The sequence below is a fragment of the Accumulibacter sp. genome, from assembly GCF_029255285.1.
Classification (GTDB): Bacteria; Pseudomonadota; Gammaproteobacteria; order Burkholderiales; family Rhodocyclaceae; genus Accumulibacter.
Genome location: NZ_JAPUVI010000087.1, coordinates 40635 through 64558, shown reverse-complemented (window position 1 = coordinate 64558; position 23924 = coordinate 40635). Strand labels below are relative to the sequence as shown.

Genomic DNA, 23924 nt, shown 5'->3' with positions numbered 1-23924 from the left:
GCGAGCACCGCCACGAGCCATCTCCGCGGCCGGCGACCAGCCGCGACATGGTGGACGAGCAACACGTGGTGCGAAAACCGGCGGCGCCATCGGCGATCAGCGTACGCTGATCTCGATCCGGTCGTAGTGTCCGGCATCGTCCATCACCGTGATCTGGTAGCGACCGGCGTCGGCGAAGCGTTGCGCCAGGGCGTGGCCGGCCGCCACCCGGCCGACCTGGCGCCCATTGAGCAGCCAGATCAGTTCGTCTTGTCCGCCGCGCGCTTCGAGGCGCAACTCGGGGGCTGGGCCGTTGGCCGCTCGCCGAATGGTTTCGCCGTCACTGAGCCCGACGATTTTCAAGCCACCCTCGCCAGCGTGAGCGCCGGCGCAGGTCGGCGCCCATGCCGGCGGCAGTGCCCGCTGGCGCGTTGCGGCGTCCAGCCACGCTTCGAGTGCTACCGGCCAGCGTGCCATTTGGACGGAGTGCATTTCGCCGCTGGCGCAGCCGGCGCGAACGCGTAGCCCGCTCGTCGTGTCGCGATAATCGGTATGGCGTGCGGCGCCGACGCGCAGACGATCCGGGAAAGTGGGTGGCACTGTTTGGTTGAGGATCCAGGCGGTCCTTTCCTGATGGCACAGTTCGGGCGGCAGGCTGTCGCTACGAGTGCCGAGCGGCCAGCAAATCCTGGCTGTCGTCACGCCAGCCGGCGGCGAGCGAGGCGACGGCGGCGAGTCGTCGATGACCGTGAAGATATCAATCAGCAGGGGTGCCGCGATGTTGGCGCCGAAGAAACCGGGGTTCGGCGTACCATCGGGCCTTCCGACCCAGACGCCGACCGTGTAACGGTCGCTGACGCCGACCGCCCAGGCGTCGCGAAAACCGAAGCTCGTTCCGGTTTTCCACGCGATGCCGCGGCGCGCGCCTACACCGCCATCGACCTGACGGGCAACCGGGCCGCCCGATTCGAGGACATCGCGCACGATGAAGGCGGCACCGGCGCTCAGCATGCGGGTTTCCTCGACGGCTGCCTGGGGAAGGTAGCGCGGCCGGCCGCTGACGCCGCCGCGGGCCAGCGCGGTGTAGGCGCCGACCAGTCCTTCCAGCGTCAGCGCGGCGCCGCCGAGGATGACGCTGAGGTTGGGCGTGCCGCCGGGCGGCATCTCGAGCTTCAGGCCACCGCGGCGCAGCGCGGCGACGAAGCGTTGTGGTCCGAGCCGGTCGAGGAGTTCGACCGCCGGAACGTTGAGTGATCGTTGCAGGGCTTCGCTGGCGCTGACCGGGCCGCTGAAACTGGCTTGAAAGTTGCCCGGCTGGTAACCCGAAAACGATTGCGGAACGTCGGCCAGCAAGGATTCGGAGTGGATCAGCCCTTCGTCGAGCGCCAGTCCGTAGAGAAAGGGTTTCAGTGCCGAGCCCGGCGATCGTGCGGCCTGTACCATGTCCACATGCGCGAAGCGCGTCTCGTCGGTGAAGTCGGCCGAACCCGCATAGGCGCGGACTTCGAGGCTGGCGTTATCCACCACCAGCGCGGCCAGTGAAACACGTGCCGGCAGAATCGTCAGGCGGGCCGACAGGAGTTGTTCGATGCTTTGCTGGAAGCCGGCGTCGAGCGTGCTTTCGATACGCGCCGCACGCGGCTGCAGGCGGCGCAGACGTTCGGCCAGCAGCGGTGCCAGCAACGGCTCGCGCACCGAGAGCGCGATCACCGGCTCCTGGCGCGCCTCGGCGACCGTCGCCGCACCCCAGCGCGACGTCATTCGTGCGAGCACCTTGTCGCGCGCCAGTCGCGCACGCTCGGGGTAACGGTCCGGCCGCAGCAGCGACGGCGCCTGCGGGAGCACGGTGAGCAAGGCCGCTTCCGATTCGCTCAAACGTTGCGCCGGTTTGCCGAGATAGGCGCGGCTGGCCGCCTCGACGCCCTCGAGGACGCCGCCCATCGGTGCGAAGGTCAGGTAGATCTCGAGGATCTCGCGCTTCGAGCAACGCAGTTCGAGCTGCACGGCACGCGCCATCTGGCGCAGCTTGCCGGCCAGCGTGCGTGGCGTGGGTTCGAGCAGGCGGGCGACCTGCATGGTCAGCGTCGAACCGCCGGAGACGATCCGTCCATGACTCAGCCACTGCCCGGCAGCGCGCAGCAGCGCCCAGGGGTTGACTCCGGGGTGCCACCAGAAAGCCCGGTCCTCATAGTCGACCAGCGCTTCGATGTAGCGCGGCGAGACGTCCGCGAGACGCACCGGGTGGCGCCAGATGTGCGCCCGGTCCGGGAAGGCGCGTAGCGGCGTGCCGTCGCGCGCCACGACGACTTGCGCCTGCGGCGCCGAACGCCCTGGCAGCGGCGGCGGGAAGATTTGGTCGGCGAGCAGCAGCAGGGCGAGTGCGGCGGCCAGCGTCAGCCGCAGCGATCGCGTCATTTCTTCTCGCCGGGGCTTTCCTGGAGGCTGCCGTCACCGATCAGCAGCACTTCGTCGCCACCGGCCAGACCGTAGATCTGCGGCTGGTACATGTCTTCGGCGTAGGTCGGCGGGACGACGAAACGGCCCGGCGTGACGACACGAACACGGTAGAAGAACTGCATCTGCTGAGACAGCCGGGCGGCGACGACGAAGCGGTCGTCGCGGAATTCCACGTGCCGAATGTTGCTGTTCTGCATGACCTGCCGCGGATCGATGCCAGCGACGGTAACGACCGACTGCTCGCCTTGGACGATATTGAGATTCTCGATCTCGAGACCGGCCGGGATGAGGTCGACCAGGAGGCCGTTGGCGTATTGCCCCGCGGTCTTGACCTGCAGACGGACGATCGCCGATTCGCCGACGCGCAGGGCGCGATTGCCGAGCGGCTGGCCGTCGGCGGTGAACCAGTCGCGCTTCAGATCAAAAGCGTCGCGGCGTGCGGCAGGCATCTTCATCGGGTTGCCGCTCAAGGCCAGCTCGACGAACAAGCGCTCTTTGTGCGTATTGCGGAACTTGACGCCGTTCGCCACTTCGTCGGCGGACAGCGATCGGAACTGCATGCCGCGGCCACCGATCGCCTGCCCTTTGTCGGCCAGCACGATCTCGGCACCCCATTCGCCGCCCGCATCGGTGACGAAACTTCGCCCGAGCAGGAAGAGAGCGAGCTTTTCCTGCGTGCTGTAGTAGCGGTTGGCCGCCATTTCGCCGGCCACCTGACTGACCAGGTTCTCGCGCCCCGCCGGCTTGAGCTGGTGCTTGTCGAGCAGGACGTAGATCATCGCCCAGTCGCGCAGATTGCTGCCATAGTCGCCCCACCAGGCGTGGCCGGGGCCACCGCGCGGCTTGACGATGCCGGCCTCGATGGCGCTCTTGGCGCGTCCCTCGTCGCCCATCAGCTTAAGCGCCAGCCCAAGCTGCACGAGCCCCAGCCCCGAATGTGCCGCCGCCTGCGACTCGTGCAACTGGCGCAGCGTGGCGAGTGGCGCCTTGCCCTGCCGCGCCAGGACATAGGCGCCATAGGCGAGCACCGCGAAACGGCCGGAGCCGGCATAGCGGTTGTCGTTCCATACCGAATTCGGATTGTAGGCGACGACCCCTGTCGGCAGGCCGGCGACGCCTTCCTGCAAGCCTTTGAGGAGAAAGTCGAGGGCCCGCTTGTCGACTTCCGGCGGTACGCTGAAGCCCTGTTCGCGGGCATCGAGCAGGAAGTTGGCGACATACGCCGAGAGCCAGTACTGGTACTCCGAGAGATTGCCCCACAGGCTGAAGCCGCCATTCGGCGCCTGCATGCCGGCGAGCCGCGCGATCGCCTTGTCGATCATCTCGGCGCGCTGGGCCTTGGTGTAGGGCTTGAGACCGAACTGTTTGGCCGCGGCCTCGTCCACGAAGAGGTGCGGATAGGCGCTGCTGGTCGTTTGCTCGGCGCAGCCGTAGGGATAGGCGAGCAATCCCTGGACGGCGCTACGTACATCGATCGGCGCCCTGTCCGAGGCAACCAGCGTCGCGGCGACGGTGTCACGCAGGAAGCCGCCAAGCTCGGCATCGCGCAAGTCGACCGTTTCGCCGGGCCCCACGACCAGCCGCTTGACGACCGATTGGCGGGGCGTCGGCGCTTGCACCTGCACGGCGAAGCGGCGCTTGATGTTCATCAGCGGGCTGTCGACACGGATCTCGACTTCGTGCAGGCCGACCGCGCTACCCGCCTCGATGGGCAGGCGCAAGATGCGCTTCTGCTGGTCCTTGAGCGAGAACGGCGCTTCGCTGCCCTTGATGCGCAAGCCGCCGCTAGCGCCGACCGAGACCTTGACCTCCTGTTCCTTGCCGGCCAGGTTATGGATGTCGAGCGCCAGCACGGCGCTGTCGCCGACCGACAGGAAGCGCGGCGTCGCCAGTTCGACGACCAGCGGTGCGGCGACCGTCACTTCGGCCTCCTGCCTGCCGAAGCGATCCGCGCCGGCAACCACCGCCATCAGGCGCAGGCGGCCGTTGAAATCCGGTACCGCCAGCGAGATTTCCGCTTCGCCCTGCTCGTCGAGCGCCACCGGACCACTGAACAGATCGACCAGGCGAACCTTTTTGGGAACATTGCGCGTCGGTTTGGGCGCGGCGTCGCCGCCAAACTTCAGCTTGCCTTTCTGGCCGTCCATCTTTTCGATCAGGCGGCCATACACGTCGTAGGCGTCGGCCCCGTAACGCAGCTTGGCGAAGAAGAAGCCGAAGGGATCAGGGCTGGAAAAACGCGTGATGTTGAGGATCCCGACATCGACCGCCGAAAGCGTTACCATTGCTTTCTGTCCCTTGGCCTCGGGCACCTTGATCCTGACCTTCAGTGGTTGTTCGGGCTCCATTTTCTGCGGCGCATCGAGGGTGACGTCGATTCGGCGCTTGGCGCGATCGAGTGGCACGTGGATCAAGCCCAGCGCGCGCGCCGGCGTCACTTTTTCGCCGCTGTCACCGGGTCGCAAGACCATTGCCGAGACGTAGAGGTCGTGGCGTTGCCAGCTCTTGTCGAGCGGGATGTCGATCGTCGTACCGTCGGCGCCGATCGTCAGCCGGCGTACCCACAACGCACGGTCGCCTTCGACGGTGACCAGAGCCTCGCCGGCATGCGGTGGAGTAATCGTCAGGCGCGCCGTGTCACCGTCGGCGTAAGCCGGCTTGTCGAGCTTGAGCGCCACGCGGTCGGGGCGCACGCCCTGCGTTTCATCGTCCTTCGCCGACCAGCCGGCATAGAAGCGGAAGCGCATCGTCTGCCGCGTCTCTGGGTCGAGGATTTCGATGCGGTAGCGGCCGTATTTGACCGGCACCGTCAGTTTGCCGCGCCCGCCCGCCGGAATCGATACCTGCGTCGTGCTCACCAGCTCGTCGGTCTCGGTGAACCCCGAGTTCCAGCCGCGCTGATCGTCGAAGCGCCAATAGTAGTTGCGATTCTCACGGAACAGGCGCACCGGCAGTGCCGTGCCGGCCTTGAGCGTCGCTCCGGCGTCGGCACGCACCACTTCGAAGTCGGCCGGCGCGCCTTCGCGTGCATAGGCGCCGACGAACAGCGGCCGGACTCCGACCAGCACCGGCGCCGGCCACCAGACCCGCTCGATGTTGCGCACCACCGGCCGGCCGCCGCTCTCGAGCAGGCTCAAGGTCGTGCGCACAGTGAATGGCGAGCGGCGCTTGACGACCGCCTCCAGGTTGACGTCCAGCCGCGTCTTGCCTTGGTCGTCGAGTTGCATTTCCGGCAGTTCGCTGCGTGATTTGACGGTTTCTTCGTCGGCATCGCCGAAAACGAAGCCTGGCAGCTTGTCGGGCAGCGGATTGCGGTTGCGCTCGCTGGTCAGGACGCCCAGCAGGCGATTGCCGGCCGCCGGTGCGCCATACAGATAGGTGCCACTGACGTCGATCCGCCAGGCGGCGGCGCCCGCCAGGCGCTCGCCGGCACTGGCCAGGTCGAGCTTCATCCTTTCCGGTAGAAACTCCTCGACTGCGAAGGACAGGCTGGTGCCGGCGATCTTGGCGGCCGGGTCGGTGCGCAGTTCGAGACTCCACGATCCGGTCGCCGCGTCGACCGGCAGTTCGACGACGCGTCGGTAGTAACCAGCGAAGCCTTCGTCGGCCGGCCAAGTGGCGGTCCACTGCGCCTTGCCGTCGGGGCGCCGAAGTATCGCCTGGATAGGCTGCGGCGGTACCGGCCGGCCATCGGCGTCACGCGCCAGCACCGAGACTTCGAAGCGCTCGCCCGGCCGGTAGAGGTTGCGGCCACTATAGGCAAAGAGCCGCACAGGCACGTAGGGCAGACCCGTGACGTCGAATTCGGCCAGATCGAGCGCCGGTTCCTTGAGGGCGATCAGGGACATCTGTTCGCCCTTCCTGGCCACCACGACGCGCGCGCCGTTCGGCCTCTCGGCCAAGGCGACGCGACCATCGCCGTCGCTTTCGCCACGCGCCAGCGTCTTACCCTGACCATCGATCCAGCTCACCTCGACGCCGGAGCGGGCTTTGCCATCGGTCAGTGAACTGACGTAGGCATCGGCACCACGGCTGGCATACTGACGCAGATGCAGGCCGAGGTCGCTGACGTAATAGTAGGTCGTCTGATAGTCGTCGCGGAAACGGTTGGGCTGTGACATCACGGCCACGTAAACGCCGGGCTCGCGCAGCGCCGGTATGGTCTCGACCGGGATGAAGGTGACACTGCGACGATTGGCTTTCTGTTCGGTGAGGAAACGGCCGACGAAAGCGCTGGTCGTCATCTTGTGCAACTGGTCGAGTTCCCAGCTACCGACGGCGCCCTTCAGGCGGGTGCCGTAAGCGTATTCGTCGCTCTCGTCGGTGTCGTCGCCCATTTCGCTGGCGGCGGGCGCACGCGGTGGTCCGGCGACCACCTTTTCGAGAAACTTCGCCAGTTGGTCCGGCTTGACCCTGAGGAACTGAATGTCCACTTCCGGCACATTGACCGTCGTCACCGGCAGGCCGCCGTTCTGTGCCGCCGGCAGCACCATGCCGCGGCTGGCGAAGTAGAACGCCGGCGCGACGGCGGCCGTGCGGATCGAGAAACGCGCTTCTTCATCGAGCTTGCTGCCGTTTCTTGCCGTCAAGCCGGCCTGGACACGTACCACGTAGCGTGTCTGCGGCTTGATGTGCGGGAAGAACAACAGGCGCGGGTTGTCGCCGACGACCCAGGCGCCGGCTACCGGTTGGCCGCCATCGAGCGCGGTGTCGGCGGCGGCGCGGCTGCTGCTGCCGGCCGCGTTGGCCGCCGCGGCGGCGTCGTCCGCTTCCGCGGCATCGTCCGCCTGGTCGTCCTCGGCACCGGCCTGCGCCGGTGCGGTCCGCGCCGTGGCCGGCATTTCGAGCACCTGAACGGCCTGGTCGTAGTTCGCCTTGGCATCGAGCGGCAAGCTGAACGACAGAGCAAGGGCCGGCGAGCCGTCGAAATCGCGATGCGCGCCATCGATGACCTCGAAACGGACGCCTTCGGTCGCCGGCTCGTCCTGGCCGCGCTCCGGGAATCGCCCGATGGCCAGAAAGCCGGCCACCGCCAGTAGCACTGCGACGGCGATGGCGACTATAGACGTCATCCCGCGTTGCCCGATCTGCCTTTCGCTGCGCATGCGATCCTCCGGGAGAAAATGCTGCAAGGATTCTAGCAGGCAGGCGGCCGACAGGCGGTTTTTTTCCGTTGGCGGTCCCCCCTCCCGCCGCCAGCGGAGGCTCAGCCGGCGGTTTCTCCGGCCGAACAATCGACCTGAAAGACCTTCCGGTCTTCCAGCCGGACGGCGGTCAGGTGGCGGCCCCAGAGGCAGCCCGAGTCGAGGGCCAGCAGATTGTCCTCGATGCGCAGGCCGAGTGCCGACCAGTGCCCGGTGACCAAGACGTCCCCGGCGCTAAGCCGGCCCGGCAGCGCAAACCACGGCGCGTGTTCGGCCGGTGCGGCGCTCGGCTCGCCCTTGGTCTTGAATTCCATGACCCCGTCCAAAGAGCAGAAGCGCATGCGGGTCATGGCGTTGACGATCACTCGCAGGCGCGGCCAGCCGATCAGATCGTCACTCCACGCGGCCGGTTCGCTACCCCACAGGTGGGCCATGAAGTCCAAGTGGTCAGGGCCGGCCAGAACGGCTTCGACCTCAGCCGCCAGCGCCCTTGCCTTGGCCGTGGTCCACTGCGGCAGCAGCCCGGCATGGACCAGGCAGTAGCGGCCCTCGCGGTGGCACAACGGGCGATGGCGCAGCCAGTCGAGCAGTTCGTCCCGGTCGCGGGCGCCGAGAATCTCGTCTAGCGTATCGCCTCTGCTGCGCCGGCCGAACCCGGCCGCGGCCATCAATAGATAGAGATCGTGGTTGCCGAGCACGGTGATCGCCGAAGGGCCCAGATCGCGCACGAAGCGCAGGGTCTCCAGTGAGCGCGGCCCGCGGTTGACCAGGTCGCCAACTAGCCACAGACGGTCGGTCGAAGCGTCGAAGCGGCAGGTACTCAGCAAGCGTTGCAGCGAGTCGAAGCAACCCTGGATGTCGCCAATTGCATAGGTCGCCATCGGTACGGCGATCAGGTGGCTCGTTGCCGTTGCCAGCGCCAAGCATCGCGGCACATGTCGTCGATCCCGCGCTGTGCCGTCCAGCCGAGCAGACGCCGTGCGAGTTGCGGGTCGGCGTAGCAGGTGGCGATATCGCCTGGCCGGCGTGCCACCAGCGCGTACGGTACCGCTTGCCCACTGGCCCGTTCGAAGGCGCGCACCATTTCGAGTACCGAATAACCCCGACCGGTACCGAGATTTACCGTCAGCAAGCCGCCCTTGTCGAGTAGATAATCGAGCGCCGCGAGGTGACCCTCGACCAGATCCATCACATGGATGTAATCCCGCACGCCGGTACCATCAGGTGTTGGATAATCACTGCCGAAAATGCTCAACTGCCGCCGACTGCCGGCCGCCACTTGCGCGACATAAGGCATCAGATTGTTCGGCTCGCCATTCGGATCTTCGCCAATCAGCCCGCTTTCGTGCGCGCCGACCGGATTGAAATAGCGCAGGCGCGCGATCCGCCATTGATCGTCGGCCCGGCTGAGGTCGGCGAGTATGTCTTCGATCATCAGTTTGCTGCGGCCATAGGGATTGGTCGCCGAGCGCGGAAAATCCTCCCGGATGGGCACCGTGGCCGGATCGCCATAAACTGTTGCCGATGAACTGAAAATCAACGTCCGGACGTTTGCCTCGGCCATTATCTCGCACAGCGCGATGGCTCCGCCGACATTACAGTCGTAATAGCGTAGGGCCTGCGTAACCGACTCGCCGACCGCTTTGAGACCGGCAAAATGAAGCACCGCATCGACCGCTGTGGTGGCAAAGATACGATTCAGCAAGTCGCGGTCGCGAACGTCACCGTGAAAAAAAATCGGCCGCCGTCCGGCGATTCGGGCTACCCGATCAAGCACTTCGACCCGGCTGTTGGAAAGGTTATCCACCACACTCACGGTGTGGCCCATGGCGAGCAGAGAAACGCAGGCATGCGAGCCGATGTAGCCGGCACCACCCGTTACCAGGACGTGCATTTTCCGACCTTTCGAGTTTTGCCGATACGCGAGGCGATGATTCAGGAGCGGTGGACCAGGAAATCGTTCTTGTCTCTTCCCTGGGCAATCAAACTGGCTAGCCAATTCGGAGCCTTGCCACGGCCCGACCAGGTTTCGCCGTTCGGACCGCGATATTTTACGGCTACCGGCGTACGGACCTTGCCGCCCGCCGCCGAACCCGCGTTGGGTAGTTTGAAACCGCAATCGGCCGCCGTCAGGCCATACTCGGCAATCAGCTGTTTTGCCTGCGCGATGGCGGCCGCCACTTCCTGATTGCGTGTTTCGGCGATTTGTTTTTCCAGCTCGGCGCGTTGTGCGAGCAGTTCCTTGTAAGTTGCCATGCACTCCTCCTTAAAAAATCGGTTCATGGTTGATCGAAAGCCGGTAATTGCAACACGCAGAATCAAGTCCGTCAAGCGCCGCGGTGAATGGCGAGAGTTTTGGATTACCATTGGGCAGACCGGTGGGCAAGGATTTTCCCGTTCTGGAACAGGATTTTGACGAGTGCGATGCGCGGCGACTAGCACACGTCGTTAGTCGAGCTTTCGGGGTGGATATTCCGGCCGGCTCGCGATCAAACCATTGGGCGGCGCCTGGGTGCTCGCTGAAAGGGCGATAAGCATCGCCGACTCATTGACGCCGCCAATGCCCCGACTTGCCGCCGGTTTTTTCGAGCAGTCTAATGCTTTCGAAGCGCATCTCGCGATCGACCGACTTACACATGTCGTAGATGGTCAGCAAACCGATGGTCGCGGCGCAGAGAGCTTCCATCTCGACGCCGGTGCGACCGAAACACTCGGCACGGGTTAAACAGTGGACGGTGTTGGCGGCGGTATCGATTTCGAAGTCGACGGTGACCTGAGTCAGGGCGAGCGGGTGGCACAAGGGAATCAGTTCCGCCGTACGTTTGGCGCCCTGGATGGCGGCAATCCGCGCGACGCCGAGAACGTCACCCTTGCGGGCCGTGCCGGCGACGATCAGCGCCAGCGTCTCCGGCCGCATGACGATACTGCCGGCCGCTCTCGCTTGACGGTGGGTTTCCGCCTTTTCAGCGACATCGACCATTTGCGCCTGACCTGAGGAGTTGAAATGAGTGAGCGGACTGGCGGTCATTGGTGTTGGCACGAAAAGTGGGGACGGTTCGTCGGCGCCAAGCTGTCATGTCTGGCAACGGTTTGTAACAATTTGGCGGCGGACGATTGGGTATGATACGCCATCCTATTCAGGCGTGTGCCGAGCCGGCCCGGGAGTCCATCTTGATCAGAGCCACTCTTGCTTCGTTGTCGTTTGCCGTGCTGGCGCTGCTCGGCGCCAGCCGGACCGTCTGCGCCGACGATCTGCCGGATCTCGGCGAGGCGGCGCGTGCGGAGTTTTCGCCGCAGATCGAACGGAAAATCGGCGAACGGATTTTCAACGAGATCCGCTTGCACGAACCGAGTTATGTGGACGATGCACCGATCAACGACTATCTGAATCAGCTCGGTAGTCGCCTGGTGGCCGCCAGCGCGAACCCGTCCGTCGACTGCCAGTTCTTTGCCATTCGCGACAACGCCGTCAACGCTTTCGCGATGTTCGGCGGTTTCATCGGGGTGAACACCGGCACGCTGCTGACTGCGCAATCGGAGTCCGAGTTGGCAGGTGTTCTGGCGCATGAGATCGCGCACGTGATACAGAATCATCTGGCTCGGCAGATTGCCAGGGCAAAGCAGAATTCGATCGCGACGATGATCGCGATGGCGGTCGGTGTTCTGGCCGCTCGCTCCAATTCGCAGGTGGCGAGCGCGACGATCGCTTCGGCACAGGCCACCTCGATCCAGTCGCAACTGGCTTACAGTCGGGACTTCGAGCGTGAAGCCGACCGCGTTGGCTTTCAGACGCTGGCCGGCGCCGGCTACAACGTGCGTGGCATGGGCGACTTCTTCACTCGGCTGCAACAGGCCGGGCGGGTCTACGAGAACAACGCCCCGGTCTATCTGCGCTCGCATCCGCTGACTGTCGAACGCATTTCCGACATGCAGAGCCGGGCCGATGCCTCGCCCTATCGGCAGGTTCCCGACAGCCTGGACTTCCACCTCGTGCGGGCCAGGATACGGGCACAAGCGAACGCGCCGCGCGATGCCGCCAACGAGTTCGCCGCGCAGTTGAAGGAGAAGAAGTTCGCCTCCGAGGCGGCAACGCGCTATGGCCTGGCGTATTCGCTGCTGCGTGCCAAGGACATGGCGGCGGCGCAGCGCGAAGTCGAGGGCCTGCTGGCGCTCAGATTGTCGTCGCCGATGATCGCCGGTCTGGCGGCCGACATCCGCCTGGCGGCCGCCGACTCGGCCGGCGCGTTGGCGATCTATCGCGATGCGCTGCAACGTTATCCGCAGTCCAGGGCCCTACTCTATGGTCAGGCCGAGGTGCTGCTCGCCGCCGGACAGTATGAACAGGGTCTGCGTTTTCTCGACTCGCAGTTGCAGCTCTACCATTCCGACTACCGCCTGTACGGCTTGCAGGCGAGAACATTCGCGCTGGCCGGCAAGCGTCTGCAGCAACATCGGGCGCAGGCCGAGTTCTATTTCCTGCAGGGACAGTTGGGACCGGCCGTCGAGCAACTGCAGTTCGCGCAACAAGCGGCCGACGGCAATTTCTTCGAACAATCCGCCGTCGATGCGCGACTGCGCGAATTGCGCAAACTCCAGGCCGAAGAGGCCAAGCAGAAAAGGAATGGCGGTTAAAATACGCCCCCCGCTTTCGTTCTGGAACAGACCATGCAATTCGATCGAGAACTCGACGTCAAAGGGCTGAACTGTCCGTTACCGATTTTGCGCACCAAGAAGGCTTTGTCCGAAATGACTTCCGGGCAGGTGCTGCATGTGCTGGCAACCGATCCCGGCTCGCTCAAGGACTTCCAGGCTTTTGCCAGACAGACGGGCAATGAGTTGCTGTCCAGCGCCGAGGTGGAAAGCGTCTTCGAGTACTATCTCAAGCGGAAGTAAGCCCCGGCTTTCTTGGGCGGAATTCTCACTACCGCGCGCCCTGCCGCGCTTTCCTCGAGGTGTTGACTGATGGTCGCCGGCGGCCATTTCGCGCTGTTCGACGATGACACCGGCGGGGCTCTGCTGCTCAGCGGCTGGCTCCATTCCTGGCAGATCGCGGCAGGCGAAGACCCGGCGCCGGTCTTTGCGGCGCTCGACGGGGCGCGCGCCGACGGATATTGGGTTGCCCTGGCCGCCGATTACGCACTCGGTGCCAGCTTTGAAGCCGCGGTTCCTGCGCCGCCGCGCGGTCGCCCGGTGTTGCGCGCCTGGCTCTTCGCTAATGCGCAACGGCTGACAGCGGCCGGGGTCGACCGGTTTCTTGCCGAGCGTCTGGCGGCGCTATCCGAATCGCAGCGCGTGGCTGGAATTGCCGAGCTGACACCGGCCCTCGACGCGGCAAGGCACGCCGCGCAGGTCCGGCAGATCTGTCGCTGGATCGCCGATGGTGATTGCTATCAGATCAACCTGACGTTTCCCATCACTTTCCGGGTGTTTGGCCATCCGCTGGCACTCTACGCCGGTCTGCGCCGACGACAACCCGTTCGTTACGGTGGCTACGTCGATACCGCCGAGGCCAGGATCCTCTCCTTCTCACCGGAGCTGTTCTTCGAACGCCGCGCCAATCGGGTCGTGACGCGGCCGATGAAGGGCACCGCCGCACGCGGCGCCACTCCGTCGGAAGACGAGGCCAATCGTGCCGGTCTGCTGTCGTCGGCCAAGGAACGGGCAGAGAACGTCATGATCGTCGACCTGCTGCGCAACGACCTCGGTCGTCTGGCGTTGCCGGGCAAGGTCCGCGTAAGCGCTCTCTGCGAAGTAGAGCCCTATCCGACACTGTGGCAAATGGTGTCCACGGTAGTCGCTGAGCTTCCCGCGGTCAGCTTGGCGGAGTTGTTCGGTGCCTTGTTTCCCTGCGGGTCGATCACCGGCGCGCCGAAGATTCGCGCCATGCAGCGCATCGCCCAGCTCGAAGAAGTACCGCGCGGACTCTACACGGGCGCTTTGGGCTGGCTGGCGCCAGACGGCGACTGTCGCTTCAACGTCGCGATCCGTACCATCGACATGGGGGTCGGCTCGTCGGCTAGGCTGGGTGTCGGCAGTGGCATCGTCGCGGACGCCCAGCCGGGGCGCGAATACGCGGAATGTCTGTTGAAGGCGAGTTTCCTCAGTGGCTTCGATCCCGGCTTCGAGCTACTCGAAACCTTGCGCCTCGAAGCCGGCGTCTATCCGCGGTTGAGGTGGCACCTCGAACGTCTGCGGGCGTCGGCGCGCGCCCTGGGCTTTGCCTGTTCCCTGGCCGCGGTGCGCGCGGTGCTGGCCGCCGAGGCGGCGAGCCGGCGGCGAGGTGTTTTCCGCGTTCGCCTGAACCTGGCGCACGATGGCCGTTGCCGGGTGGAGTCGTCTGCCTTGGCGAACGACGACCGCGCGCCGCGGCTAGTGGTCCTGGCCAACGAAGCCCTGGAGGCCGACGACTACCTGCTGCGCCACAAGACGACCGCACGCCAGCGCTACGACCGCATCCTGGCGGCGCTGGCCGAGCGGCCGGAAGTATTCGACGCCGTATTCCTGAACACCGCTGGCGAAGTATGCGAGGGCGCGCGCAGCAACGTCTTTGTCGAGCGCGCTGGTCTTCTGCTGACGCCGCCCCTGGCCTGCGGCCTGCTGCCCGGTGTTCTGCGGCGAACGCTGCTCGAGTCCGGGCGCGCCGTCGAGTCGGTGCTGTCGCTCGACGATCTGCAACAAGCGGACGCCTTGTATGTCGGTAACGCCCTGCGCGGTCTGCTGCCCGTGCTCCTCGAGTGCTGACCGCCGGGGCTCAAGAGCCCGACGGGCCTAGCCGCAGCGAAGGCGTGCGCGTTGCGCTTCGAGTTTATCGAGAGTGGCGACGAAGTCGCCGAGTCGCTTCCTTTCCTGGTCGACCACCGCTGTCGGTGCGCGCGCGACGAAGCTGGCGTTGGCCAGTTTGGCCTTGGCTTTGTCGATCTCGCCAGCCAGGCGGGTGATTTCCCGGTTCAGCCGATCACACTCGACCGCCAGGTCGATCTCGATCTGCAGCATCAATTTCGTGTCGCCAACAATCGCTACCGGCGCGTTCGCATTGGCCGGCAGTTCGTCGACAATCTGTACTTCGGCCAGCTTGCAGAGGGCCTTGAGATAGGGCGCAAATTCCCCGAGCAGGCGACTGTCTCCGCTGGCCAGGAGCGGTACGCGCCGGGCCGGCGAGAGGTTCATTTCGCCGCGCAGGTTACGGCCCGCGTACACGAGAGCCTTCAGTTGCGCCACCCTGGCTTCGCTGTCGGTATCAACCTTCTCGGCCTGCGCGACAGGGTAGGCGGCGAGCATGACCGAGGGATGCGTCTTGCGGCCGGCGATCGGCGCCACCGCTTGCCAGAGCTCCTCGGTGATGAACGGCAACAGCGGGTGCGCCAGGCGGAGAACGGTTTCCAGTACGCGCGCCAGCGTCCGGCGGGTGGCGCGTATCCGGATCTCGCTGTCGCTTTGCAGTTGCACCTTGGCGAGCTCGACATACCAGTCGCAGAATTCGTCCCACACGAACTCGTAGATCGCGCGCGCCAGCAGGTCGAAGCGATAGTCGGCGTAGTGCTGCGCGACTTCGGCTTCGGTTCGCTGCAGCTGGCTGACGATCCAGCGGTCGGCACAGCTCAGGGCGGCCGATCCGTCGTCGCCGCCGACGCCAAGCGCCAGACCGAGATCCTGGCCGGCGGTGTGCATGAGGACGAAGCGGCTGGCGTTCCACAGCTTGTTGCAGAAGTTGCGGTAACCTTCGCAGCGGCTGAGGTCGAACTTGATGTCGCGCCCCGGGCTGGCCAGCGAGAGGAAGGTGAAGCGCAGGGCGTCGGTACCGAAAGCCGGAATGCCGGAAGGAAACTCCTTGCGGGTGCGCTTCTCGATCTGTTCCGCCTGGCCGGGATTCATCAGGCCGCTGGTGCGCTTGGCGACCAGTGCCTCGAGATCGATCCCGTCGATGAGGTCGATCGGGTCGAGGACGTTGCCTTTCGACTTGCTCATTTTCTGGCCCTCCGCGTCGCGGATCAGGCCGTGTACATAGACGTGCCGGAAAGGAATCCGGCCGGTGAGATGTCGGGTCATCATCACCATCCGCGCCACCCAGAAGAAGATGATGTCGAAACCGGTGACGAGCACGGTCGACGGCAGATAGAGGTCGAGAGCCGGATTGGAACAGGCCGGGTAGTCCGGCGTCCAGTCGAGTGTCGAGAACGGCCACAGGGCCGACGAGTACCAGGTGTCGAGAACGTCCGGGTCGCGCTGCAGCAGGCCGTGATAGCCTTGTTCAGCCGCGTCGGCGCGCGCTTGCTCTTCGTCGTGGGCGACGAAGATCCGGCCGTCGTCGCCGTACCAGGCCGGAATCTGATGGCCCCACCACAGTTGCCGAGAAATGCACCAATCCTGAATGTTGGTCAGCCACTGGTTGTAGGTGTTGACCCAGTTCTCCGGAAAAAACCGGATCTCGCCCGCGGCGACACAGGCCAGCGCCTTGCCCGCAATGCTCGTCCCGTCGGCGCCCGGTTTGCTCATCGCGACAAACCACTGATCGGTGAGCATCGGCTCGATGACGACACCGGTGCGGTCGCCGCGCGGCACTTTCAGGACATGCGCTTCGACCTTGTCCAGCAGGCCCTCGCTTTCCAGATCGGCGACGATCCTTCGGCGCGCGTCGAAGCGGTCCATTCCCCGATAAGCCGTAGGTGCGTTGTCGTTTATCCTGGCGTCGAGAGTCAGGATGGGAATCATGGGCAGTTTGTGCCGCTGGCCGATGGCGTAATCGTTGAAGTCGTGGGCCGGTGTCACCTTGACGCAGCCGGTACCGAACTCGAGATCCACATAGGCGTCGGCGATGATCGGGATCTCGCGGCCGCACAGCGGCAGGCGGACCATTTTTCCAAGCAGGTGGCGGTAACGCTCGTCCTCCGGATGGACCATCAGCGCGGTGTCTCCGAGCATGGTTTCTGGCCGGGTGGTGGCGACGGTCAGCGTCGCGCTACCGTCAACCAGCGGATAGCGAATGTGCCACAGATGGCCTTGCTCTTCCTCCTGCACCACTTCGAGGTCGGAGACCGCGGTGCGCAATACCGGATCCCAGTTCACCAGGCGCTTGCCGCGGTAGATCAAGCCTTCCCGATAGAGCCGGACGAAGGTTTCGGTGACTGTCTTCGACAATCCGGCGTCCATCGTGAAGCGCTCGCGCCGCCAGTCGGGGGAAGTCCCGAGGCGGCGCATTTGTCGTGTGATGGTGCTCCCCGAGAACTCCTTCCACTCCCAGACTTTTTCGAGGAAGCGCTCGCGACCCAGGTCGTGACGCGAGATTCCCTGCGCGTCGAGCTGGCGCTCGACGACGATCTGCGTCGCAATGCCGGCGTGGTCGGTTCCCGGTTGCCACAGCGTGTTGTCGCCGCGCATCCGATGGTAGCGCGTGAGTGCGTCCATGATCGCCTGGTTGAAACCATGGCCCATGTGCAGCGTACCGGTGACGTTGGGTGGCGGCAACAGAATGCAGAAGGCGGCCGACTTGTCGGCGTCGAGGCCGGCGTCGAAATAGCCTGCGGCTTCCCATTCAGGATACCAGCGGCGTTCGATATCCGCCGGTTCAAAGCTCTTGGCAAGTTCCATGGGCGCCTAGGGGGAATTCGGGAGCGCGCATTATACCGGATCGCGCCGGGGCTCCGGATCAGTCCTCCGGCGTCCGATCGGCAGCCGATTGCTCATCGTCGTGGCGCTCGGCCAGTGGTAGCCGGAGCTGACCGCGTGCCGCGACGAAGTTGCGCAGGGCCAGTTGTAACGTCGCCTCGAGGCTTTGCCGCAAGGGTTCGGCGGCATTGAGCAAAGCGGCTTCGAGCAGGACTGGCAAGTCGTTTGCCAGTTGTCGAGCGACCATGTCGGCCAAGTCGTCGGCCAGGGTCGCGCGCAGCCGCGCTACTAGCGGTTCGAGGTTTGCGCCGGGTTCCGTCGTTGCCGGCAGGACGATGTCGGTCAGTACCGGCAAATCGTCGTCGTCGCTGGCGGGTGGCGTTGGCCGAGCCGGCGCCAGCCGCCGGTCGGCGCGTGTTGGCGAGGCGACGAAGCTGCGGCGTCTAGACATTTGGAGCCGGCTTTCCAGGCGCTCGCCAGCCGCGTCGGGCTTGATCAGAGAGTCGGCACGGCTGATCAGATCGTCAATCGGATCAAGGCCTTCCCGCATCAGCCCTGCCCCGACAAATCGACATAGCGAATGTCGTAACCGCGGTCCTTGTAGAACCGGGCGCGTTGGCGAGCGGCGGTGCGTTCTTCTTCCGCCTGGCCGACGACTTCGATCAGGCTCGTGAAGCGGGAAAATCCCGGCGGCACGTCGGCCGAGAGGTTGAAAAGCCGCTCGTCCTGCGCCACGGAGTCGAGTCGATCGGCGATCAGTACCGGCGTTTCACCGGCCAGTGGCGAATCGATCCCGACGTGCGGAACGAAACCCGTCGGCGGATGCATCCACAGGTGACGGTCGAGTGCCGCGGCGACCGACGCCTCCGGGGCGTAAACCAATAGGGCCTTTTTTTGCGCGACGGCCTTGCGGATCAGGTTGGAGGCCGCGGCGATCCGGTCACCGGCGCCATGGTAGAAGAAAATCTGCGTCAAACCAGCTTTCCGGCCCGTTTCAGCAGGTAGTGAACGAGCAGGGGTACCGGCCGGCCGGTGGCGCCCTTGTCGGGCCCTGACTTCCACGCGGTGCCAGCGATGTCGAGGTGGGCCCAGGTGTACTTTCGGGTGAAGCGGGAGAGGAAGCAGGCGGCGGTAATGCTGCCACCCCAGCGGCCGCCGACGTTGGCCATGTCCGCAAAAGGACTCTTGAGCAACTCCTGGTAATCGTTCCACAGGGGCATCTGCCAGGCGCGGTCGTGTGCTTCGTCGCCGGCATGGACGAGTTCCCGAGCGAGTGCGTCATTGTTCGCGAACAGGCCGCTGGCGACGTGGCCGAGAGCGATCACGCAGGCGCCGGTCAGCGTCGCCACGTCGATCACCGTGTCCGGGTCGAAACGCGCGGCATAGCTCAGTGCATCGCACAGGATCAGGCGGCCCTCGGCGTCGGTGTTGAGGATCTCGATGGTTTGCCCGGACATCGAGGTCACGATGTCACCGGGTCGGCTGGCGCCACCACCAGGCATGTTTTCCGCCGTCGGCACGATCACCGTCAGATTGAGCGGCAGCTTCATCTGTGCCACGGCACGGAGTGCCCCGAGAACACTGGCGGCACCGCACATGTCGTACTTCATTTCGTCCATGTCGGGCGCCGGCTTGAGCGATATGCCGCCACTATCGAAAGTAATTCCCTTGCCGACCAGCACCACCGGCCGGTCATCGGCGCGGCCTCCTTTGTACTGCAGAACGATCAGTTTTGGCGGCTGCCGCGAGCCCTGCGCGACGGAAAGCAGCGAGTGCATGCCCAAGGCGGCCATCTCGTCGCGCTCAAGAATTTGGCACTCGATCTTGAATTCGCTGGCCAGTTTTTGCGCCATTTCCGCGAGGTAGGTCGGGGTGCACACGTTGCCGGGCAGATTGGCCAGATCCTTGGCGAAAGACATGCCGTCGGCGATGGCCTCTCCCTGGCGCAGAGCTTCCTCGGCGGCCGCCAGTTCGTTGCGACGGTCGACCACGAAGGTGAGCTTGCGTAGCGGTCGGCGAACCTTGTCCTTCTTGCTCTTGAACTGATCGAAGCGATAGACGGACTCCTGCGCCGCGACGCTGGCCTGACGCACACGCCAGGTCGCGCTGCGCTTCCTGACGCCGGTTTCGGTGAGAAAGACCGTGCCGTCGAAGGCGCCGGTTTCATTGAGCGTACGCACCGCACTGCGGATGGCGTCGCCATACTCCTTGTCACCGAATTCCTTTTCTTTGCCGAGACCGACCAACAGGACGCGATCGCATAGGGTTCCTGGAACGTTGTGTAGCAGTAGCGTGGCCCCCGCTTTGCCTTCCATGTCGCCGCGCCGAACGATGTCCGACAGGTGATTGCGCGCCGCGTTATCGAGCAGTTCGGCCGCCAGTGTCAGCTTGCGTGGTTCGAAAACGCCGACCACGACACAGGCGCTGCGTTGCTTTTCCGGGCTGCCGCTTTTTATGCTAAATTCCACTCCCCCTCCTCGTGCGCTGCGTATTGGCTCCAAAAGTCTGATTATCTCTTCAGTTTTTCACCAAAGTCAAAACAATGATCTTCCAGCGCGCCGTGCGGCGCGAGTTCGCCCACGTGGCGGCCGGCATTTTCACCGCGCTTTTCGCGATCATGGTGACGACCCAGCTTATTCGCCTGTTGAACGAGGCCGCACAGGGCAGTGTCACCCCGGATGCGGTCGCGGCGCTGCTTGGCTTTGCCTCGCTCAACTACCTTGCTCCCCTGCTCTCTCTGTCACTGTTCGTCGCCATCCTGCTGACGCTTTCGCGTAGCTATCGCGATTCCGAGATGGTCGTCTGGTTTTCGTCGGGTTTGCCATTGACGGCCTGGATTCGGCCGGTCCTGGTATTCGCAGCGCCTCTGGTCGTGATGGTTGCCGCGCTGTCCTTCTTTCTCTCGCCGTGGGCCTTGTCGCAGAGTGCCGAGTACCGCGGCAAGTTGAGTACGCGCAAGGATGCCGGAGAGATCTCGCCTGGAACCTTTCAGGAGTCATCGGCCGGTGACCGTGTGGTCTTCGTCGAAGGAGTCGCTGACGATACCAGTCACGTTCGCAACGTTTTCGTCAGCGAAGCGAGGGAGGGCCTCCTTGGCGTGACCATGGCAGTGACCGGTCATCAGGAGACGGCGCAGAACGGTGATCGCTTCATCGTTCTTCAGGGCGGTCGCCGCTACGAACTCGTACCCGGAACAGCGGAGTTGCGCATTCTCGAGTATGCGCGCTACGCCGTTCGCCTGGAAACCAAGGAAGCGCGCGGTATCAAGACTACGCCGAAGACCTTGCCGACCCTGGCGCTGCTGCCGGTGGACTTGCCCGCCTATCGTGCCGAACTGCTTTGGCGCCTCGGGTTGCCGGTGTCGGCGGCGGTGATGGCTTTGCTGGCGATACCGCTCTCTTTCGTCAACCCACGCGCCAGTCGTTCGGCGAACATGCTGCTTGCCATCCTTGTCTACGTGATCTATAGCAATCTGCTGACCATCAGCCAGGGCTGGGTGGCGGCCGGCAAACTGTCTTTCACGGTCGGCGTGGCCGCTGTTCATCTCCTCATGCTGAGTCTCCTGCCGCTCCTGTTCTACCATCGGATCGCGGTGAATTCTTTCCGGCGCCTGTCGCGATGAAAATCTATCGTCGCTACCTGGGGCGCGAGGTAACGGCCGCGATTCTTCTGGTCTTGCTGGCCTTCCTCGCTTTGTTCGCCTTCTTCGACATGCTCGGTGAAGTCAGGAACGTCGGCCAGGGTGGCTACCAGTTGCACCACGCGTTTGGCTTCGTTCTGCTGCGGGTTCCCGGGAGGGTCTACGAATTGATGCCGATTGCCGTCCTGATCGGCGCGCTTTACGCACTTTCGACGCTGGCCCGTCACTCGGAGATCACCGTTTTGCGGGCTTCCGGCTTGTCTTCCGGGGCCTTGCTGCGAGCACTGTTTCAGGTGGCGGGCTGGTTTGCCGTCGTGACCTTCCTGATTGGCGAATACGTTGCCCCACCCGCCGAACGAGCCGCTTTTCAGCTCCGCTCGAAGGAAAGAACCGGCATGGTCGGGCAGGATCTGCGCTCGGGCTTGTGGGTCAAGGACGAGCGCCGTTTCATCAATGTGCGCGTGGTTCTGCCGGATACTCGCCTGCGTGGAATCCGCATCTTCGAATTCGACGAGGAGGCCCGCCTACGCTCGGTCACCGAGGCGGCGGAAGGCGAATACGTGGTGCCGGATAGTTGGCGTCTGACGAAGGTCGTACACACTGTTCTCGGTGCCGAGCAGGCCGAGGTTCAGAAGGTGCCCGACATGTTGTGGCGTTCCGCCCTCAACCCCGACATTCTGGCGGTGCTGCTGGTGGCGCCGGATCGCATGTCCCTGCGCCACCTGTCGGCGTATACCAGGCATCTGGCGGAGAATCGTCAGATTACCAACCGTTACGACATTGCTTTCTGGAAAAAAGTGGTTTATCCGTTGGCGGCGCTGGTCATGGTCGCCTTGGCCGTGCCTTTTGGCACGGCGCGTTCGCGGGTCGAAGGTGCCGGCCTCAAGATCTTTGCCGGAGTGATGATCGGCATTCTGTTTCACATGCTCAATGGCCTGTTTGCCAACCTCGGGGCGATCAACAACTGGTCGCCACTGATCAGCGCGGCGACCCCATCGGTCATCTTTCTCCTGGCGGCGGCGGCCATGACCTGGTGGGTCGAGAGGCGCTGAGCGCCGCTCGATCAGGCAAGCTCATTACCAGTTGCGTGCCTGCCAGTCGGTCATGCAGAAACAGGCGGTCGCGGTCGACCAGCGCCCAAAGGATTCCGCCGCCGCCCAGCGCCAGGCTTGGCCAGCACAGCAGGAAACGAAGTAAAGCCTGTACCGGTGGAACGGCCAATCCGTCGCGCGTCACCAGCCGGATACGCCAGGTTTTCATGGCCAGTGTCTGTCCGCCGTTAGTCCAGAACCACAGGAAATAAATCAGCAGCACAACGAAGCAATGAAGCTGCAGGACGATCGGAGCCGCTAGGCGATGAGCGAAGGCACCGAGCAGGACGTGCGGGAGAACCAGTAGAATCGCCAGCACACCAAGCAACAGCAAGGACTCGTAAGCCATGCTGGCGAGTCGGCGCAGGATGCCCGGCCGCTTGACGAGGGGAGGGTCGGACGCCGCCGGCATCAGCGCTTGGTTTCAGCCTCGCTTGGCGTTACCGTCGCACTACCGCTCGCCACTGAAGTGTCGGCGCTTTCCGCCGGCGCTGGCGTGGGCGATGGGCCGCCGCCGATACCCGGCGGTGCGGCGCTAACTGGCGCGCTTGCCGGAGCTGGCGAAGTCGCATCGGCTGTCACGCGTCCAGGTCGTGGACGCGGCTTGCTGTCGGCTTGCTGCTTAAGTCTGGCCTTCTCTTCTTCGGGCAAACTGGAATACTCTTCCCATTTTTGCTTGAGTTCTTCCTTCTTCTCGGCCGGAAGCTGCTTGGCCGTCTTGAAGTTCTCCCGCGCGAGCCGCCGTTGCTCCGGGGTCAGTTTTCCCCACTCCTGCATCTGAACCTGTATCCGGCGTTGCTCTTCCGGGGTCATGGTCGAGAAGCGACGAGTGATTCCCAGCCATTTCTTCTGGCGGAAATACTCCATCGCATCCCAGTCGTCGCTCAGCGGGGCGAGGATCACTTTCTGCTCCACCGTGAGCTCGCTCCATTGCGGCTGCGGTGGCGTGACGATGACCGACGGTACGGGGACGTCGGCCCAGGCCGTGAACGCGATGAAGCTGCTGAGAATTACTCCGAGGAGGAGCTTTTCAGCCATGCCGCAAAGCCCCGGTCGGTGTACGCAGCAATCGGCAGATCGTCGGCGAGCAGTGCGCTGTCGATGGCCTCGAGTTCGGCGACGCTTTCGTCGGCAGACCAGTAGGTATATGTCGCAACGCCACACACCACGGCAAGAGCCAACAGCGCCTGCCTGAGATGCGGGCTGTCCACGTGATGCTGAACGAAGCTCCCGGCCAGGCTCAACACCGACTGTCGCTCGGCGACCTTTTGCCGCGCCAGCGCGCGTTCGCGCGCGCTGGCCAGGCGGTTGACGGTTGCCGGCGGCAGCTCGTGCAGCCCTCCGTTGAGGTATTGCCTCAGCTTGTACGCAAAATGTAGTTCATTCATAGGGTGATTCCTCTTGCTTTGAGTGCTGCCGCCAGCGTATGGTTGGCCCTTGAGCAATGCGTCTTGACGCTGCCCTCCGAGCAGCCCATGGCCGACGCCGTCTCGGCAACATCCATATCTTCCCAGTAACGCAGCAGGAAGGCTTCGCGTTGACGTGCCGGCAGCAATTCGATCTCTTTCTCTATTATCGCAAGGATTTGTGCTTGCTGGAGCTGCCCGTCCGGTGTCTGCGGGCTGTGTGACCCCGCTTCGCCGGCGATGGTTTCGAGTGGGTCGTGCTCCTCGTCGTCGTTCGGAGAAAGGGATGACAGCAGGGTGGTCCACAGCGAGCGCACCTTGCTGCGTCGATAGTAGTCACGAATCGTGTTCTGCAGGATGCGATGGAAAAGCATCGGCAGTTCCGTCGGTGGGCGGTCGCCGTACTTCTCGGCGAGCTTCATCATCGCATCCTGCACGATGTCGAGTGCGGACTCTTCGTTGCGCACGGCGAACATCGCCTGTTTGAAGGCGCGGCGCTCAATCTCGATAAGAAAATCCGACAGTTCGCGTTGGCTGGCCAGAGCGAGGTTCCTTGCTGTTTTCGGGATGGAAACTGTTGACCGAGACGCCGATTCTTGTGAAT

Annotated in this window: 19 protein-coding genes; 5 read left to right on the top strand and 14 right to left on the bottom strand. The window is 64.3% G+C overall.

Annotation, left to right across the window (positions count from 1 at the left end; all coding sequences use genetic code 11):
- Positions 1 to 96: 96 nt before the first annotated feature.
- From pbpC to moaC, 6 genes are all read right to left on the bottom strand, one after another.
- Positions 97 to 2394 carry a penicillin-binding protein 1C gene (pbpC, locus tag Q1M07_RS10600; RefSeq protein WP_300453743.1) on the bottom strand — a complete coding sequence of 766 codons (2298 nt, stop codon included), beginning with the start codon at positions 2392 to 2394 and terminating at the stop codon, positions 97 to 99.
- Complete coding sequence (locus Q1M07_RS10595; RefSeq protein ID WP_300453740.1) at positions 2391 to 7541, bottom strand: alpha-2-macroglobulin; 5151 nt, start codon at positions 7539 to 7541, stop codon at positions 2391 to 2393. The genes pbpC and Q1M07_RS10595 overlap by 4 nt, the downstream gene beginning before the upstream one ends.
- Positions 7542 to 7642: 101 nt before the next feature.
- A complete protein-coding gene (locus tag Q1M07_RS10590) occupies positions 7643 to 8461 on the bottom strand; it encodes a symmetrical bis(5'-nucleosyl)-tetraphosphatase (protein WP_300453851.1) in 819 nt (272 codons plus the stop codon).
- A gap of 11 nt (positions 8462 to 8472) precedes the next feature.
- Positions 8473 to 9474, bottom strand: a complete 1002-nt coding sequence (gene galE / locus Q1M07_RS10585) for a UDP-glucose 4-epimerase GalE (protein WP_300453737.1) — start codon at positions 9472 to 9474, stop codon at positions 8473 to 8475.
- Between the two features lie 41 nt (positions 9475 to 9515).
- Positions 9516 to 9902, bottom strand: a complete 387-nt coding sequence (locus tag Q1M07_RS10580) for an H-NS histone family protein (protein WP_366984066.1) — start codon at positions 9900 to 9902, stop codon at positions 9516 to 9518.
- A 223-nt stretch (positions 9903 to 10125) separates the two neighbouring features.
- Positions 10126 to 10608, bottom strand: coding sequence for a cyclic pyranopterin monophosphate synthase MoaC (gene moaC / locus Q1M07_RS10575; protein WP_300453735.1), 483 nt, complete (start codon positions 10606 to 10608; stop codon positions 10126 to 10128).
- A 143-nt stretch (positions 10609 to 10751) separates the two neighbouring features.
- On the opposite strand from moaC, the gene Q1M07_RS10570 reads away from it, so the two are divergent.
- The 3 genes from Q1M07_RS10570 to pabB all read left to right on the top strand — a co-directional run bounded on the left by Q1M07_RS10570 (position 10752) and on the right by pabB (position 14321).
- Complete coding sequence (locus Q1M07_RS10570) at positions 10752 to 12212, top strand: M48 family metalloprotease (RefSeq protein WP_300453733.1); 1461 nt, start codon at positions 10752 to 10754, stop codon at positions 12210 to 12212.
- 33 nt (positions 12213 to 12245) lie between these two features.
- Positions 12246 to 12473 carry a sulfurtransferase TusA family protein gene (locus Q1M07_RS10565; RefSeq protein ID WP_300453731.1) on the top strand — a complete coding sequence of 76 codons (228 nt, stop codon included), beginning with the start codon at positions 12246 to 12248 and terminating at the stop codon, positions 12471 to 12473.
- 69 nt (positions 12474 to 12542) lie between these two features.
- A complete protein-coding gene (pabB, locus tag Q1M07_RS10560) occupies positions 12543 to 14321 on the top strand; it encodes an aminodeoxychorismate synthase component I (RefSeq protein WP_300453729.1) in 1779 nt (592 codons plus the stop codon).
- 27 nt (positions 14322 to 14348) lie between these two features.
- On the opposite strand, the gene Q1M07_RS10555 is transcribed toward pabB, so the two are convergent.
- The 4 genes from Q1M07_RS10555 to Q1M07_RS10540 are packed head-to-tail and all read right to left on the bottom strand — an operon-like array spanning position 14349 to position 19651.
- Positions 14349 to 17165 carry a valine--tRNA ligase gene (locus tag Q1M07_RS10555; RefSeq protein ID WP_300453727.1) on the bottom strand — a complete coding sequence of 939 codons (2817 nt, stop codon included), beginning with the start codon at positions 17163 to 17165 and terminating at the stop codon, positions 14349 to 14351.
- A gap of 58 nt (positions 17166 to 17223) precedes the next feature.
- The gene (locus Q1M07_RS10550) at positions 17224 to 17733 is read right to left on the bottom strand and encodes a hypothetical protein (RefSeq protein WP_300453725.1); all 510 of its coding nucleotides are present in this window, start codon (positions 17731 to 17733) and stop codon (positions 17224 to 17226) included.
- On the bottom strand, positions 17733 to 18158 hold the full coding sequence (locus Q1M07_RS10545) for a DNA polymerase III subunit chi (protein ID WP_300453723.1): 426 nt from the start codon (positions 18156 to 18158) through the stop codon (positions 17733 to 17735). Before Q1M07_RS10545 ends, Q1M07_RS10550 begins: the two co-directional genes overlap by 1 nt.
- Positions 18155 to 19651 (bottom strand): leucyl aminopeptidase, encoded by a 1497-nt coding sequence (locus Q1M07_RS10540; RefSeq protein ID WP_300453721.1) that lies wholly within the window; start codon positions 19649 to 19651, stop codon positions 18155 to 18157. The genes Q1M07_RS10545 and Q1M07_RS10540 overlap by 4 nt, the downstream gene beginning before the upstream one ends.
- A 74-nt stretch (positions 19652 to 19725) precedes the next feature.
- Between Q1M07_RS10540 and lptF the strand changes: the two genes are divergently transcribed.
- Together lptF and lptG are read left to right on the top strand one after the other, a co-directional pair.
- Positions 19726 to 20805: an LPS export ABC transporter permease LptF gene (gene lptF / locus Q1M07_RS10535; protein ID WP_300453719.1), complete on the top strand. Its 1080-nt coding sequence runs from the start codon at positions 19726 to 19728 to the stop codon at positions 20803 to 20805.
- Positions 20802 to 21875 carry an LPS export ABC transporter permease LptG gene (gene lptG / locus Q1M07_RS10530; RefSeq protein WP_300453717.1) on the top strand — a complete coding sequence of 358 codons (1074 nt, stop codon included), beginning with the start codon at positions 20802 to 20804 and terminating at the stop codon, positions 21873 to 21875. The genes lptF and lptG overlap by 4 nt, the downstream gene beginning before the upstream one ends.
- Here lptG and Q1M07_RS10525 read toward each other — a convergent pair.
- Genes Q1M07_RS10525 through Q1M07_RS10510 form a run of 4 tightly spaced genes read right to left on the bottom strand, consistent with a single transcriptional unit; the run spans position 21823 to position 23862 of the window.
- A complete protein-coding gene (locus tag Q1M07_RS10525) occupies positions 21823 to 22326 on the bottom strand; it encodes an RDD family protein (protein WP_300453714.1) in 504 nt (167 codons plus the stop codon). The two genes, lptG and Q1M07_RS10525, sit on opposite strands and share 53 nt — an antisense overlap.
- A complete protein-coding gene (locus Q1M07_RS10520; RefSeq protein ID WP_300453712.1) occupies positions 22326 to 22952 on the bottom strand; it encodes a DUF3106 domain-containing protein in 627 nt (208 codons plus the stop codon). Before Q1M07_RS10520 ends, Q1M07_RS10525 begins: the two co-directional genes overlap by 1 nt.
- The gene (locus tag Q1M07_RS10515; RefSeq protein WP_300453710.1) at positions 22925 to 23302 is read right to left on the bottom strand and encodes a DUF3619 family protein; all 378 of its coding nucleotides are present in this window, start codon (positions 23300 to 23302) and stop codon (positions 22925 to 22927) included. The genes Q1M07_RS10520 and Q1M07_RS10515 overlap by 28 nt, the downstream gene beginning before the upstream one ends.
- Positions 23299 to 23862, bottom strand: coding sequence for an RNA polymerase sigma factor (locus Q1M07_RS10510; protein WP_300453846.1), 564 nt, complete (start codon positions 23860 to 23862; stop codon positions 23299 to 23301). Before Q1M07_RS10510 ends, Q1M07_RS10515 begins: the two co-directional genes overlap by 4 nt.
- Between the last annotated feature and the right edge of the window lie 62 nt (positions 23863 to 23924).